The following is a 15,635-nucleotide window of genomic DNA, read 5'->3' on the forward strand; positions in this document are numbered from 1 at the left end:
ATTATTTATGTAAAGACCGCAATGCATTCCTGATTATTTCCGCAGATTGATGCAAACGTGTGACATCAAAGCGATAAGCCGGTCCCGATAGACCGATTACCGCTACCACGCGCCCGGAACACAGGTAGGGCACAGCTACACAGTGAAGTTCTTTTTCATATTCTTCTAAATCAAGTGCATATCCATTGGCTACTATTTGGGAAAGTTCAACCTGCTGTTTCGTGATTGTTTCCGGGTCAAGATTACGTTGGATAACACCTGCCAGTTGAGGCGAATAAGCCATAAATAGCTTTCCAATGGCAGTGTGCTGCATTTCATATTCCCGTCCCATATCCAGCGAGATCCTAATCGTACGGTTAGGCTCGCAAATCCACTCGTACCGAAAATAACTTCCCATTTGCACAGCCAGGTAAGCCGTTTCGCCGGTCTGTTCAGCAAGCGTTTCCAACAGCGGCTTGAAGTCGCTACGAAGCTTATGAATGGACGCTCTGGAAAAGTCGAGGGTATTTATTTTAGCTGTAAGTCTGTAACGAGGCGTGAGCTCGTCCTGTTCGATATAGCCGAGTTGCTTAAGGCTGGCAAGAAAATTATGTACAGTGGTTGGTTGAATGCACAGCGCTTCAGCTATATCCTGTAGCCTGACCAGGTTTCCATTCGCGGCCATGTATTCAAGGATATCAAACGTTTTCTTTACTGATTGTATCATTTATTCAACATTGCTGAAGTTTTTACTATTTCACACATGTAAATGTAGTTTATATTCAAAAATAGTACACATTTACACCTGATACAAGTAAAGGCAGCACATCAATGATGCTTCCCAGTCTGAACAGCTTAAGCTTCAATAAAATTTAATTAAAATGAAAAAAGTAAAATTAGGACAAACAGATCTTCACATCGCACCTGTGAATTTGGGTGGTAATGTGTTTGGATGGACGCTCAACGAAAAACAATCATTTGAAATTCTGGATGCGTTTGCTGATTCGGGATTCAACTTCATCGACACAGCGGATACTTACTCGTTTTGGGCAGAAGGTAACAGTGGCGGTGAATCAGAAACCATTATCGGCAAGTGGTTCAAGGAACGTGGTAACCGCTCCGATATCGTACTCGCAACGAAAGTAGGATTTGAAAACGGTATCAGACCGGCAGATGTGAGCAAAGCAACCATCCTGAAAACAGTCGAGGAATCTTTAAAAAGACTTCAGACGGATTACATAGATTTGTACTATACGCATAAGGATGACGGAAAAACTCCTGTAGATGAAACGCTTGAAGCGCATCACCAGCTGGTGAAAGAGGGCAAAGTACGTGTGATTGGTGCATCGAATCTGAGCCCGGAGAATCTGATTGCATCTTTGGAATATTCGAAAGAGAAAAGTGCCTCGTCCTATCAGGTTTACCAACCGTTGTATAATCTTGTAGAGAGAAAAGAATTTGAAACGGATTATGCGCCAATTGTAGCGAAGTACGATCTGGCCGTGCTACCTTATTATTCACTGGCGTCCGGATTTTTGACGGGTAAATACCGTTCGGAGGCAGATCTTGGAAAGAGCCCAAGGGGTGGAGGAGCTAAAAGTTATCTAAATCCGAAAGGACTGGCAGTTTTGGCAGCACTCGACAACGTAGCTGAAAAGCATAATTCTACACCTGCGACAATTGCTTTGGCCTGGCTGCTTACGCGTCCCAATGTGGCTGCACCGATTGCAAGTGCTACGTCAACGGATCAGCTAAAAACCATTACAGCTGCAGCAGAGATTACTTTGGACGAGCAGGACGTTGCTTCGCTGAATGAAGCGAGTAGTTACTAAAATCCGGCCCAGATTATAAGATTGATGAGATGTGTCTCCTAAGGAGGTACATCTCTTTAGTCAACTTAATTCATTAACCCGAAATCAGTTGCCATTTTAATGACCGTTGCCGTGTTGGGAACGCCAAATTTCTCCATCAGGTTTTTCCGGTGGCTCTCCACGGTATGTGTACTGATAAATAATGCCGATGCGATCTGTTGGGTTGTATAACCTTTCCCTATCAGTTGAAGAATCTCTTTTTCACGGCGGGTCAGGCGGGGGATTTCCTTTAAATCATTACTTTCATTGTTGCTTAATACCTTTTGTGATCCCTGGCAGAGAAATATCTGTCCGTCCATAGCAGCATGCAGAGCCCCGATAATGTCGTCACCGATTGCATTTTTCAGTACATATGCACTGGCTCCGCTTTGTAACATTCCCATAATGACTGTTTTCTCATTGTGTACGCTTAATGCTACAATTTTGACTTGCGGGTGTTTCTGTTTGACTTTCTGACAAAGGGCTATTCCGTTGATGTCAGGCAGGTTCACGTCCATGAGCATGGCGTCAGGCACATTAGAGTCAATGGCTTCAATCATGGGTTCGCCAAGGTCGTACATACCCGTAACTTCTATCTCGGGTCTTGTTTCGAGCAGGTTCTTCAAGCCGTTCAAAACAATGGGGTGGTCGTCTATGATAAATACTTTCATAAGCTATATACTGCATTCTACGGTAACGGTGGTGCCACTACCCGGCGTTGATTGGATATCAAATGATGCGTTCAAAAAATCTGCTCTGGCTTTTACATTGGTCAGGCCGGCTCCATTCTTTGTGTTGGGTTTGGTAGTATCAAATCCCTTACCGTCGTCCTCCACAGTGACAAAAAGATTTTCCCCGCTCTGCTGGATGATCACCAGAATCTGAGATGCCGATGCATGTTTAAGTGCATTGTTGACCAGCTCCTGAATGATCCGATAGAGCACCACCTGTTTTTCCTGTGGTAACGTACCTTTGTAGTTGAATACCTGGCATACCATATTGACGCCCGTTTCTTTCAGGTTTTTGCAAAATTCTTTGGTGGCTTCCGCCAGACCGTATTTCATCAGAATTTCAGGCATCAGACTTCGTGCAATTCGGCGCAATTCGTTTACTGCATCATCAAGATGCGATAAAGTACGTGTGATACCTTCATTGACTTGTGGAAAGGGTTGACGGGAAACTTGCGAAAGCTCTATTTTGATGCTGCTCAAAAGTCCTCCCAATCCATCGTGCAGGTCCCTGGCGAGGCGGGTGCGTTCCTGCTCCTGACCTTCAAGCATGGCGGAAAGCATCGAAATACGGTGGTCCTGCTTTATTTTTTGCACTTCAAGTTCATGTAATTGCTGTTGCTGCTGCCACAATCGTTTATTGTTTCTGTAAAACAAAAGTACCAGAATCGTGACAGCTGCAAGAAAGAGGCAAACAACGGCTAATAACCAGTTCACAAGTTTATTATTCTTGATGGTCAATACAGCTTTTTCGTTTTTTGCCTGTAGCTGATAAATCTGTTTTTCTTTTTCGGCCGACTGATACTTCGTTTCTACCTCGGTAATATCTGCTTTGACTCGTTCTTCATTGGCGCTATCGGCTAGTACGGAATATTTGTGCAGCCAGTTGTAAGCCGATCGCATATCACCAAGCTTCTCCGACGTTTGTGCCAGTTCATAATAGTAGAGCATCCTGTTTTTGTGATGCGGATACACTTCCTCCTGCGCCGCCAAATCTTTCAGGAGTTGAAAAGCTTTTTTATAATCACCCATCGCTTTGTAGGTGAAATATTTCTGCAGGGTAATGCTATGGACATCGTAGGGACGTTTAAGCTTTGCTGCAAGTGCGATACCTTTATTGAAACTCTTTAAAGCCGAAGTAAATTGTTTGAGTCTGGAATAATACATGCCTTCTACCATGTATAAGTCGGTCAGGTAGGCAGACTCCGGATCAACCGAAAGGATCGCCAGCGCGCTGTCAAGCATGGGCTTCACAGGCGGGTAGTCTTTAAGATAAATATAGTTTTTGGCTCCGAAAACATACGCATCTACGAGCTCCAATGACCGGGAGCCCGAAGCCTCCAGAATGGAAATGGCTTGTCTGAAGTATTTCTCAGCCTTGGTATAATCCAGCTGGTTTGAAAAAATGATTCCGAGATTCTGATAATTTCTCGCCACTCTGATACTGTCTCCTGCTTGCACAGCCAACGGTATAGATTGATTGATCAGTACTTCCACGTACTTTTTTTCATTATCCTGTCTTTGATAAAGTGCCCCGTAATTAGCCCAGCTACGGGAACGGTAAATGAGCGCTTCTTTTGTTTTGAAGTTTCTTAACAGACGTTCGGCTTGCAGATATTGAGCCTGACTTTTGGCATAGTCGAATTCAAAAAAGACACCTGCGCGGTAGAAGTGGGTAAGTGCCTGATAATAGGGGTGTCTTTTAGCGTAGGTAGCGGCCTGATCTACATATTTAAATGCAAGGGAGGTATCTTTATCACTGTAATGATCGGACAACAGAAAAAGTGTTTCTATCCGCGCCGTATCCGATGCGTTGCTTTTCAACGAAGCGCGAAGGCTATCGGCATATGAAACGCCACCAACCGGACTTTGTGCAAAGGCCGGTTGGAAATGCGTCAGTATAAACGCAATAATGATCCAGAATTGAGTTCTATGTTTCAAGGTCTGTCATTTTTTAATAGACATAAGCTTTATTCGAACAAATATCATAAATCTGTTTTTTGAGGTAACTGAACATCTTTGATCATCTGTTCATTCCAGACCGACGGCGAATCTCTCAGTGGTTTTTCGGAAACCAGTTGACTTGTTACAGGCGTCGACAATCTTGCGTTTGGCGTGGTCTGGATGCCCATTTCGCGCAAAGCAACATTCAAAAGTGTTTCGTTTTCATCACCAAATGCTTTGTAAGGCAACTGGTTGTCCTGCACGGCCCTGTCGGCACTTATGCCTTCTGAGGTGCCGTAGTCGGAATCTCCGCTTGCATTTACCGTTTGTCCAAGCATGATGTAAATTCCATATTTCCAGCGTTTTTTATCATCTCCGATCAAAGTACCGAACAGATTTTTACCTGCAGTATGATCTCCGATAGTCACCACGTTCATGTGTGGACGCAGCCCATTGATGATCAATTCGCTGGCAGAGGCAGTTCCTTGCGACGTCAATACAAATATCCTGCCCAATTGTGCCCCGATGTTACTTTGTTCATTAGAGAACTTATAGGTGAGTGCATCTGCTCCGTTCTTTTCCTGCCAGTATTTAATGTACTTGTCATTCCATTGTTCTTTGTAGAAAATCTTGGAAGCGCTGTAGTTACTGACAATCAGCGAGCCAAGAGTTACTGCAGAGCTCATGTAGCCACCACCGTTGAGTCTCAGATCAAGGACGAGTTCATTCACTCCGGCTGATTTAAAATCGGCAAAAATGCTTCTGAGTTCGTTGTCATACAGTTCTTTGTTCGCGTCCGTGCCGGGTACAAATTGGGTGTAGACTAAATAACCCACTTTTTTGTTTCCCTTGGTAATAATCTTCGAATAGGCGATAGGGTTTTCAGTTACTTCAGCTTTGGTAAGGCTAATTGTTTTACTGTCATCCGTCTGAACGACACCATCATTCACAGCACCCAGGTTCACCTTAATGGTTTCAGAACCGCCCAAAAGATTTACATAATTGTTTTCAGTCAGTGCTGTACCGTTCACTTTGGTGATCACATCACCACGTTTCAGTCCTGCTTTTTCTGCCGGACTTGTTTTTGAAACGTGGCTGAGAAATGCTCCGACGTTAGTTTTGGAAGCATCAGTGTAAGCCATCATATAATGGATTCCGAATACCTTACTTACCCCATTGAACTGCTTTTGTACGGCATCTATATCATCGGTGATCATTGAAAAACGATCATGGGTTTGTCTGCGGTATACCAATTTTTCAAAGTAATTGCCTGGTTCTTCAGACAAATCCGTAGCACTTTTGGCAGGCATCTGATCATACCAGAAATAACCATCGTTCATTATCTGATAAGTCCAGTCGTTGACAGACTGTTTGTTTACATTCAGGTTGCCTCCCAGCGTATTGATGTCATCCGGATCGCAGGAGGCGGAAATAAATAGAAGTGCGAGGAAAAATAGCGGATTGAATTTTTGAAGTGTTTTCATGATTTCCGGCTAAAAGGTGAAGAAATGTGTGCTGATTACTGAGGTTTGTAAATACGGCTGATCAGGTTATCTATAATGTAAGACCGCATTCTGGAGTAAAATGTGTCCAGGTTTTCCAGATACCGGTGATAGAAATAGCTGAGTATCAAGCCCAGAAATAAAGCGATAAAGGTTGTGTCGAAAGAAACATTGAGGCTTTGTGTAATCAGCGGCATTCCCTCTTCTGTTTTGGCCAGGTGAAACAGACCTATAGCTGCTGCCAGGTGAAGAATGGTGCCTATAAAACCCAGCGAAGCAATGGCGCTGATCAGGAAACGTGCTATTTCCAGTCGGCCTTCCAGCTCCGTTTTACTATTGTCAATTTGGGCATTCAGCACCTGCAGTGTTTCACCGATCGATTGGTTGTTGCGGTATTGCGTGCAGGCCCTTTTGATAAAATCGGTCAGCAAATAGCTCAAACCGTGTTTTTCCAGATCAATGACATTGAGTTTAATTTTAGCCACCTCCTCGGGTGAAAGAATCAACTGATCCTGAACTGGAAGCAGATTTAGTTTGAAACCTTCATTTTGCTTCTTTATAAATTTCTGGTAATCCAGAACCTCTAATAGCCCGAATATGAATGCTGTGTAAATTACGGCATGAACATATCCGCCAAAGGAACCTCCGAACGCTTCAAAGAAGCGTTTAAATCCTGCTCCTAAGGACATGGAAGCCAGAAGAATTAGCGCAAACCAGATCATAACTGCCGCCACGATACTGATTGCCAGGTGAAAAAGTCGTTTACTGGTGATCATTTGTGAATATTTTTTGAGTGATCCTGAGACTATATTTAGTTTTTTACAAGCTGAAAGTCGCCGTTGTCGGGGAGGGTTACGGTACCGAGCAGTACTCTTTCCGCACCAAGTTGCAGGGTTCCTGAGAATGGTTCACCTTTTTCCTCGCCCGCCTCACTTTTCGAATAAACCAGCCCACGCACATGCACCGAAGTGTTGTTTTTGGTACTTTCCTTGAAGCGTGCATAAATCTTGTATTCACCAGGAAGTATCTTGTCAAACTGGCGTACGGCTTCCTGTGTAGTTCTGAGATCGCTTCCGAAAAACCTGGTTTTCGCCTTGCCACTGTCCCATTGTCCGATATCCTTGATTTCCCGTGCTCCGCCAGAGACGCATTTGCTTCCTTTACAAACGAACAAGTCGACGTTGTCGGCAATGTCTGCCCAGCTTACTTCAAAGGATACCTTACAAGGTACACCGGGCGGATCGCCCAGGTATTTGCTTCTTTTTGGATCTTCAGGACGAGCAGGTAGCGGTTTTGCAGTTGCCGTATCGGCTTTTTCCGTTTTGCCTGGGGACTTTATAGTTGCCGCTGCCGTCCTTTCGCTGACACGCTCCGGAAGTTCTGAGTATTCCGGGCAATCGGGGCATGCTTCAGGTCCGGGTAGTTCTCGGTAATCAGCCAAAACTACGAGTAAAGTGTCACCGGGTTTTTTATGTCTGAGACTATCATGAATGGTTGCAAAAAACTGACGGTGCAGCGTATCGTATGACATCGCAAGCTGCTGTTTGCCGGAAGGTGATGAGCCGCCTTTGGGTACTGCTATGAAAAGAAAGATTACAGCTCCCAATGCTCCGCAAATCACGTCCAGAAATGATATGTTAAAAATTTGAGGTTCGCGATTTCTGGCCATAGTCAAAATGGTTTGATCGTTATGAGTTAACCCGTTTTAAGGTTACGTGTAAAAGGGCTCAGGTTTTTATCGGTTTGGTGCCGGGCCGATTTATCCAACGGAAACCGGCATTCCGGGCATCTGAGCAGGTCTGAACCAATATGGTTACCACAATTGACACACATGACACTTTCTGTAACAGGTGCCTGGTATTGCTGGTCGGGTGTAATGGTGAAATCCCCGGGAATCCGGCATTGCGTGCAGATCGTAACCTGCTGTTGATGCACACAGCCACAGTTATTACAAATCAGCATAGCAGAATGAGTTTGGAGGCGTTAGTACTTGTCAGAAAAAGTAAAGTGGTGTGTATAGCTGACGCCCAGAATCGTGGACACATTCATGACTTTTCCGTCAATGCGTCTTGCCTGTGCATTACGTTCGTTGATGGCATTGAAGCCCAGGTCCCACATGATATTGACACCCAATTTGCCCTTTTCGCCTACGCGCATCAGCATGCCCGGCCCAAGCATAAATCCCGGCTGAAAACGACGGTATGTATTATTGATACCTTTCCCAAAGCGTATCGTTCCTGACTGGCTTTCTGATCCCACATTAGCCACTTCCAGTTCAAGGCGGGAACTCCCGGTAAGCCCGATGTTAAAAGTTGGACCGGCAGAAGCCACCAAACCGAATTTATCACCAAAGAACTGATAACGGAATAGGAGGGGAATATTAATGAATGAAGTGTTCTCTCTGCCTTTCAGATAGCCAACATAGTTGCCATCAAGACGATAATTGTCAGTTTCAGATTTAGTCCCCTTCTGAATAAAGTTAATTCCGGAAACAACGGCCATCTTGCCAAATTCTGCTCCGAAGACGACCCCACCATTCAATCCGGGTTTGGCACTGGAAGACGTCCAGGTATTGGCAAAATCGCCCGTGTAACTATACAGTGAGAGATTTCCTCCACCCATACCTCCTACGAAAATGGAGGTATTCTGGGCAGAAGCATAGTAAGGAAGTGTGCATAGCGTGATCAGTGTGAGAATGAGTGTCTTTTTCATAGTCGTCAAGTTTTACGGTGTGTTTTGAATGAGTAATAATTGGTTTTGCAAAGTTGGGATATAGAGCAGAGCCATACTATCCCTGAAATCAGCCATTTTTTCAGGTAAGTAAAATGGCTGATTTCAGGGATAGAAAATGACCGGAGCCTTGCCGAGCTTTGTGGTTGAACTAATCAGTCACCACTATGAGAATTTACATGTTAGCATTGTTGATTGCAGCCCCCATATGGGCTAGCGGTCAGGATCAGGCATTGCAAAAGGGAAATGCCGTTTACATTGAAGCCAATAAAAGCGACGTAGGACAAAGCGCTGCACAGGAATTGGCAGGTGCCTTGAAGGAGTGGGGGTACTGGAATGTAGCTGGTTCTAAATCCAGCGCAGATTTTATTATCAAGCTGGACAGCAAGGTTTCCGGTGGTGTAACCTGGACTTCCTGGGGTGGGAAATCGGTAGCACTGAGTGCCTCTATGGTGAACAAAAAAGGAGATCAGCTATGGCAGTCTGAATACTATAAAGCCAGTCCGAACGGAGCAAACGGGTACAACTCCCAGTCAGCATCGGTGAAAAAACTGACGAAGGCGATCAGGAGGAAGTTTGACAGATAGGGACTGATGTCTAACTGTTCTTAACGACAGTAAGTCTTTCAAGTAATGCTTTTCGACGTCCATCAGGAATAGGGATGGAGTGAGCCTGCAGATAGAGGGTCGCTCCATCTATTCTCGTTACATGACTTAGGTTTACCAGAAATGACCGGGAGAGTTCGAAAAATTGCGAAGGCAGCCGTGAGGCTATGCGGCCTTTGTTAACAAAAGCAAGCACTGCAGAACCGTTATTTTGATGAAGTCTTTTACTTTCAGTCTGGGTAAGAAACAACTGAGCATTTATGCGTTCTGCTTTTACATAGAGAATCTCATTAATTTTTACGCTGACGAGTCCATTTACTGTCGGGAGAAAAATATGTTCTGTTTCTATTTTTGATGGGCTCGGCAAATTCCCTTCATTGAAGTTATGTAAAGCAATTTCTATTTGCACTTGTAATTCCTTCATTCTGATTGGTTTTTGCAGGAAAGCCGCAGGGAAAGTTCTTTTAATCCTGTCTCCAATGACTAATGGTGTATTACCTGTTATGTAAATGATCGGAATCCATTTTATTCTGACAAGTTCACTTGCCGTAATAATTCCATCCTCAGGGCCATCAAGCTCAATATCGATCAGTGCCAGGTCTACGTCACACCGCTTCATTAATTCAACTGCATTTTCCAGGTTGCTAGCTATGCCCGCAATACCAATCCCTTCCTTTTCCAGACTAAGTTTTATATTGGTGGCCAGCAAAATATCATTCTCTACAATTAAAATATTAATGGCTGTACTCATGAATTATATTTGGATCGTTAGCTCTTTTAGCGATTTTTGATTTCCAGGTATCTGTAATTGGAATAGTCATGGTGTATGAAAAGCCTCCTTCTGTGTTGAAATGTCCGGTGGCCTTGAGTTGAGTCGTTAGCATTGTGATCAGATTTATACCAAATCCATTGCCTTCGGATGCTGGTGATACGCCCGGGCCATTATCCGAAAAATAAACGTTTATCTCACCTTCACGTTCTTCACACTTGGCGGTTAATTGGGCGGTGGCCTCATTCAAACCATACTTACATGCATTCGTGGTTAATTCATTCAATATAAGTCCAAATGAAACCGCTTTTTCTGAACTTAGCCAGCAGGGTTTTATGTCGAAAATAGTTTTTATTTGGCTTTTATGATAGATCTTTAACACGCTATTTACGAGATCTTTGATGTAGTGCTCCAGGTTGATTTTAGCAAGGTCGTCGGCCTGATACAATTGGTGATGAACCATGGTCATTGATTCGACACGGAGCAAACTTTCCTGCAACACTTGTATCGTAGCGTCGTCGGAAACGTTGAACAGCTGCAAGTTCAACAGATTACATACAGATTGCAGATCATTCTTTGTTCTATGACTCTGCTCGCGAATCAGCAACGCGTTATGCCTGCTCACCGAAAGGTATTTTTTATACAGGATTCCGAAGAATAGTGCCGTCATCAATGACACAGCCAGGAGTAGGGAAATGGTCCATGTCATTTTGTTTTGGATTTTAGCATTATTCTGTAAAATCCGGACCTCATTCTGCCGGGCTTTTAACTCTACTTCTTTTAATTCACCTTCGTGTATTTTTCTGATTCCATCAACGGATTGTCTTCCATATAACTGAGCATTTGCCACGTCTAATTCATAGGCACGATGGACATGAAAGTAGGCTTTCGCCCAATGCTCCTGTGTGGCGTAAAATCTGGCGCGGGCTATATGCAAACTTTGCTTTAGATTGTCAGTAATTTCAGGATACTTTACCAGATTCTCAGCATTGATTAGCCATTTTTCGGCTTTGGGGTAGTTCGATTTGTCGAGGTAAATATCGACAGCATCCAGAGATAAATGTAATTCGTTTCTTTTAAAATTTTGACTTTTAAAGATATGAGCAGCCTGATTTACATATTTTTCATATTGCCGGATATCTCCTTTTTGTATGAAGCAATTGGACAAATGTCTGTAATTCTCACCAACGTCACCATGAAACCCAAGAGGGATGGCATGAACGTTGGATTGTCTGAAATAGTGGATGGCGCTGTCTAGAAAAGGATTTACGGCAAGACTGATACTGTGATCTTTATTTGCTTTGGCAAGGTGCATAAATGAAGTTCCCACTGCCGTGTAGGCTGTCATCAAACCTCTTTTCTTTCCGTCTTTTTGAAAATTAAACAGTGCTTTTCTTGCATAAAATGCAGAAGATTGATGCGTTCCCAATATAATTTGAATTTCCTGCATCCGCATGTAAATTTTACCTATGTCTTCAAAATTACCTATACGTTCCCGGATTCTTAAAGCTTTTAAAAGCCACCTTTGTCCTTCTGCATAATCACTTAAGGCAATATGTCGTTTGCCCAGTAAATAAGAATTTTCGGCTATCGCTACAGAATCGCCTTTTGCAACAGCCAGATTGTATTCTTTTGTAGTTTCTAAAAGTCTCTCATAAGGATCCCTGGTATTAGGTTTATCCTGAAAGGCGAAGCTCATGGATATCGAAAAAATACTGATAGTCAGAGAAATAAGAATTGTTTTTTTTCGGGTACTCTCAGAGTGATTAAGGAACAGCGATTTGTATTGCTTGTGAAGTTTCAGATTTTTCTCCGTCATCATTTCATAACGTTTTTAAAGGAAGGTGTTGAGTTGCTGGTAAGATAGAAATAATTAAGGAGTGCTAAAATGAAAGTATGTAAAAAAGTCACCGGTTTTCAGGATTTAATAGGTGTCTTGTAAATCCGGGAAGTAATTATCATTTGTTGGGAAATCATTTAGCCTGTTTGGGAAAAAACTGATTGGGTACAACGTGTATATGTATTGTTTTGACATGTATAATCCCCTTTACAACTCATGTCAACGTTCAGAAAACTTTTTGCTACCGCCACTCTGGCCAGTGTTTTATTAGCAACACAGGGCTTTACCCAAAGCACACCAGAAGTACTAACCAATCAAACCATTATCTCGCTTACCAAAGCTGGTCTCGACAAATCAGTGATTATCACTACAATCAACAACGGGGAGAATAAGTTTAATGTCTCATCCGCTATGCTTATTAACCTTAAGAAGCAGGGGGTTGCCAATGAGGTCATTTCGGCGATGGTGGAAAACGCTGCCAAAAGCGAAAGTCCTAAAGCATTGCCGGCGGAAAAAACTACAGGTGCAAAGCCAGTAAAGGAAAAGCAGATTGCGGCAAAGGTGGAACTCATTAATCATCCTTATCTGTATGTAGCCGGTAATAAAGAATTGAAAGCGCTGGAAAAGAATATAGCCAACACAGCCACAAAATTAAAAGCGTTCGGATATGGCGGTGCTACTGCACAGTACGAAATTTCCGGCACCAGTGCAGGAGTACGTTCGCAGGCAACCGATTCGGTGAGCTTTCTGGTCAATACTGGGGCAGGAGCGCCGGAGTTTGTTTTATTCAAAACCAAAATTGAAAAGGGCAAACGTACCGCTGCTCATTTCTCTGCAAAACCTACCGGAGGAGCCAAGTCGGGCAACAACACTATCAGTTGCAACATATTGCCCGCCGGCAACGGAGTATATAAGCTGGTCCCTTCACAAAAGCTGGAGAAGGGAGAGTATTTCTTTGCCGGTAAACCAAACGGTAGTGCCAATGCAATAGACGTATATGCGTTTGCGGTCGATTGATATGCATTGTCAATTACAATTATCTTTTTACTGTTTTGGCGGATACTCTTTAATATATTTTGTAAAAAATCAACTTCAGGAACTGACCTATGAAAAAATCAACATGTTTACCTGTTTTCCTAATGCTATGTTTAATATTATTAGGAGCATGCTCAAAGGACACGGCACCTCAACCTGAGCAACCTGCTATTGAAAAAACCAAGGCGGAATTGAGTACTGAAATTCTAGGTAAATGGACTTTGGGACTCGAATCCGTGAGAACTTTGGCAGAAACGGGTTCGATAGAATTTCTGGCAGACAGTACATTTATTTATCAGGAACTTAACAAGAACGGTGTTGTAGGGAAATATCTGGTGGTGAGTGGTAATGAAATTACACTGGCAAACAATGGTAAGGTCTCTGGCATTTCTATTGAGGGGACAAAATTATCCGGTAGTGTTACCTGGAATGCCAACACGGTGAAAGTAAGCGGGGATAAGGTATCGATAGCTATCACAGGATCAAAAACGGAGTTGCTCGCTAGAGCCTGGACTCTGACAAAGTTTGAGGACGGATATATTTTGAACGATAATGATCTCGGTGCTGATAAAATTAATGTCATTTTTTCTAAGGCAGGTACATACTTTGGTCAGTTTTTGGCAGGTACTCATATCGTTGAGGAAGCCAATATGAATTGGAAGTGGCATTCCACAAAATCGGACCGGCTTGTATATTGGGAAACCGGAAGTCAGGTTAATGAAGAAAAAAATTATGTGATAATCAGAGAATTGACGAGTTCAATTCTGAAAACTACCGAATATACGGATGGTGAAGAGACCAATTTTACGTTTATACCACTGAAATAATAAACGGAGATGGAAAAATGGAGTATGCTGTGCGATCCGAAGGCCGGGATTGTTGCGGGTCTTGGGGGTGCTCTTTAAACGTGTACCGTGACGGTGGACGAAAGCAGATAGACCTGGCAGATTATCTAGATGACGTGAAACCTTCAAGAAACGGAGTAATATCAAGCAAGGGGATTTTGATTCCCTTTAACAAGATTGCCGTATACCCGAAGTAATGGAACCTAATAGACTTGCCTGAGTTTCAAACATTCTTGATTACAAACACCTAAACCTTATATACTATGCAATGTACCCAATGCAGCTCTGACAATGTGCAAAAACTAAGTGTGATATATCAGATGGGAACCCAGCAAATCAATACCACAAGCCGGACGTCCGGTGGGGGAGCCGGATACGGCGGAGGATTTGGTGGCGGTTTCGGCTCTGCGCACACGAGAACAACAGGAACAAGTCAATCTATAATGGCACAGCAAGTTGCGCCCCCAAAAAAGAAAGAGTACATGATTACGGCACTTTTAGTTATAGCTGGATTAGTAACAATTTTCATGATAGAAAGTGCTCTGATCGGTCTTCTGTTTGTTGGTTTGGGCGGTTTTCTAGATTCTGTGTTGACAACCTATAAAAATTTCAATTTTTTATACCTTTGTTTGAAGGCGGCCCAGAGCCAGCCAGTATAGCATGTTTATGCCTTTTGTGCTGACATGCTATTTTTTTGTTCCACCTTTTTGCTTTCGTATGATTTGTCATAGCTTGCTTTGGTCTTAAATAAGGTGTACGCCAGTTCCAATAATTTTCTCTGGACAGCTATCAAGGCCTTCATCTTTATACCCTGTTTACTGACGATCCTTACGTATATATTTTTGAAATTATCATCCCATTTTACTGCGCTCATTGATGGTAAATACATTGCTTTCCTAAGGCTTCGGTTTCCTTTTTTTGATATTCTTGGTTTGCCTTTCACCGAAGTCCCTGATTGTTTTTCTTTGACGTCAAAGCCTGCATAACTGGTGAGTTGCTTCTTATTTCGTATCAATTCAAAACCATTTGTTTCTCCCAAAATAATTGCAGCCGTCAATTCTCCTACCCCTGGAATACTACTGATAATTTCCACTTCTTTTTTGAGCTCAGCATCCCGATTAACAACCTGCTCTATATCTTCTTTAATCTCTCTTTCCTGACTACTAAGAAACTTAATCCGCTCCTTCAAACGCTCCAAACTCCGCTCATGTGGCTCTGCTTCCTGAGATTCCGCGTGTAGCTGATTTTTTACCATTGATCGCTCTAAAACCACCTGGTCTCGCTCTCTGGTGAGTTGTTGCAGGCTTTTATATGTTTTTTTAGGGCGTTTCCAATTATCTAGCTTTCGCTCCAACCCAAACCTTGCGATGGCTTCCGAACAACTTTTGTCAGTAATCGTTTTAACCTCCAAAGTTCTGATGTAGTTGCTTATTTTGTTTGGCAGAATTATACTTAAGGCGTAACCATGATCATCCAAAAAATAAGCGAACTTCTGATGGTAAACGCCCGTCGCTTCCATTACAAACCCAACTCCAATGTTCGTATCTGTCAGCTTTTTAGTCCATGTCAGCAAGGATATAAAGCCCTTTTCGCTATTACTGAAAACTTTAAAAGCATATAACTCAATACTTAAATCTGCCAGCAACCGGCCTAGCGTAACCACGAGTTCCTTCTGGGCAACATCTACTCCTAATACTTGTTTTAAAACGCTCATCAGTATAATGTTAATGGTTAACATAGTACGTTTGAACCAGATTTTAAATCTTACATATTCTTTGAGTAAATTGATCTTAATAAAAGGCCTTCAG

General features: G+C 42.9%; 16 protein-coding genes. 5 read left to right on the forward strand and 11 right to left on the reverse strand.

Going from position 1 to position 15,635, the window contains the following annotated elements; translation table 11 throughout:
- Nucleotide 1: 1 nt before the first annotated feature.
- Nucleotides 2-706: an IclR family transcriptional regulator gene (locus DSL64_RS22160; protein ID WP_115833129.1), complete on the reverse strand. Its 705-nt coding sequence runs from the start codon at nt 704-706 to the stop codon at nt 2-4.
- 154 nt (nt 707-860) lie between these two features.
- Between DSL64_RS22160 and DSL64_RS22165 the strand changes: the two genes are divergently transcribed.
- Entirely contained in the window at nt 861-1,811 is a 951-nt protein-coding gene (locus DSL64_RS22165) for an aldo/keto reductase (protein WP_115833130.1), read from the forward strand.
- A gap of 65 nt (nt 1,812-1,876) precedes the next feature.
- Here DSL64_RS22165 and DSL64_RS22170 read toward each other — a convergent pair whose 3' ends face one another.
- The 7 genes from DSL64_RS22170 to DSL64_RS22195 are packed head-to-tail and all read right to left on the reverse strand — an operon-like array spanning nt 1,877 to nt 8,715.
- The gene (locus tag DSL64_RS22170; RefSeq protein ID WP_115833131.1) at nt 1,877-2,500 is read right to left on the reverse strand and encodes a response regulator; all 624 of its coding nucleotides are present in this window, start codon (nt 2,498-2,500) and stop codon (nt 1,877-1,879) included.
- Between the two features lie 3 nt (nt 2,501-2,503).
- A complete protein-coding gene (locus DSL64_RS22175) occupies nt 2,504-4,498 on the reverse strand; it encodes a tetratricopeptide repeat-containing sensor histidine kinase (protein WP_229217184.1) in 1,995 nt (664 codons plus the stop codon).
- Nucleotides 4,499-4,542: 44 nt separating this feature from the next.
- The gene (locus tag DSL64_RS22180) at nt 4,543-5,985 is read right to left on the reverse strand and encodes a S41 family peptidase (RefSeq protein WP_115833132.1); all 1,443 of its coding nucleotides are present in this window, start codon (nt 5,983-5,985) and stop codon (nt 4,543-4,545) included.
- A gap of 35 nt (nt 5,986-6,020) precedes the next feature.
- The gene (locus tag DSL64_RS22185) at nt 6,021-6,779 is read right to left on the reverse strand and encodes a MotA/TolQ/ExbB proton channel family protein (protein ID WP_115833133.1); all 759 of its coding nucleotides are present in this window, start codon (nt 6,777-6,779) and stop codon (nt 6,021-6,023) included.
- Nucleotides 6,780-6,814: 35 nt separating this feature from the next.
- A complete protein-coding gene (locus DSL64_RS22190) occupies nt 6,815-7,672 on the reverse strand; it encodes a hypothetical protein (protein ID WP_115833134.1) in 858 nt (285 codons plus the stop codon).
- A 26-nt stretch (nt 7,673-7,698) separates the two neighbouring features.
- Nucleotides 7,699-7,965 (reverse strand): hypothetical protein, encoded by a 267-nt coding sequence (locus DSL64_RS28855; protein WP_147300402.1) that lies wholly within the window; start codon nt 7,963-7,965, stop codon nt 7,699-7,701.
- Between the two features lie 21 nt (nt 7,966-7,986).
- Nucleotides 7,987-8,715, reverse strand: coding sequence for an outer membrane beta-barrel protein (locus tag DSL64_RS22195; RefSeq protein WP_115833135.1), 729 nt, complete (start codon nt 8,713-8,715; stop codon nt 7,987-7,989).
- A 185-nt stretch (nt 8,716-8,900) separates the two neighbouring features.
- Between DSL64_RS22195 and DSL64_RS22200 the strand changes: the two genes are divergently transcribed.
- Nucleotides 8,901-9,320, forward strand: a complete 420-nt coding sequence (locus DSL64_RS22200) for a hypothetical protein (protein ID WP_147300403.1) — start codon at nt 8,901-8,903, stop codon at nt 9,318-9,320.
- A 10-nt stretch (nt 9,321-9,330) separates the two neighbouring features.
- Here the strand turns inward: DSL64_RS22200 and DSL64_RS22205 are convergent, their stop codons facing one another.
- Nucleotides 9,331-10,089: a response regulator transcription factor gene (locus DSL64_RS22205; RefSeq protein ID WP_115833137.1), complete on the reverse strand. Its 759-nt coding sequence runs from the start codon at nt 10,087-10,089 to the stop codon at nt 9,331-9,333.
- Entirely contained in the window at nt 10,073-11,929 is a 1,857-nt protein-coding gene (locus tag DSL64_RS22210) for a sensor histidine kinase (RefSeq protein WP_115833138.1), read from the reverse strand. Before DSL64_RS22210 ends, DSL64_RS22205 begins: the two co-directional genes overlap by 17 nt.
- A gap of 234 nt (nt 11,930-12,163) precedes the next feature.
- Here DSL64_RS22210 and DSL64_RS22215 point away from each other — a divergent pair, with 234 nt between their 5' ends.
- From DSL64_RS22215 to DSL64_RS22225, 3 genes are all read left to right on the forward strand, one after another.
- Nucleotides 12,164-12,964, forward strand: coding sequence for a hypothetical protein (locus DSL64_RS22215; protein ID WP_115833139.1), 801 nt, complete (start codon nt 12,164-12,166; stop codon nt 12,962-12,964).
- Nucleotides 12,965-13,086: 122 nt separating this feature from the next.
- Nucleotides 13,087-13,809, forward strand: coding sequence for a hypothetical protein (locus DSL64_RS22220; RefSeq protein WP_115833140.1), 723 nt, complete (start codon nt 13,087-13,089; stop codon nt 13,807-13,809).
- Nucleotides 13,810-14,090: 281 nt separating this feature from the next.
- Nucleotides 14,091-14,486 carry a hypothetical protein gene (locus DSL64_RS22225; protein WP_147300404.1) on the forward strand — a complete coding sequence of 132 codons (396 nt, stop codon included), beginning with the start codon at nt 14,091-14,093 and terminating at the stop codon, nt 14,484-14,486.
- Nucleotides 14,487-14,491: 5 nt separating this feature from the next.
- On the opposite strand, the gene DSL64_RS22230 is transcribed toward DSL64_RS22225, so the two are convergent.
- Complete coding sequence (locus DSL64_RS22230; protein WP_199539468.1) at nt 14,492-15,541, reverse strand: transposase; 1,050 nt, start codon at nt 15,539-15,541, stop codon at nt 14,492-14,494.
- Nucleotides 15,542-15,635: the final 94 nt, after the last annotated feature.

Source organism: Dyadobacter luteus, from assembly GCF_003383615.1.
Taxonomy (GTDB): Bacteria; Bacteroidota; Bacteroidia; order Cytophagales; family Spirosomataceae; genus Dyadobacter; species Dyadobacter luteus.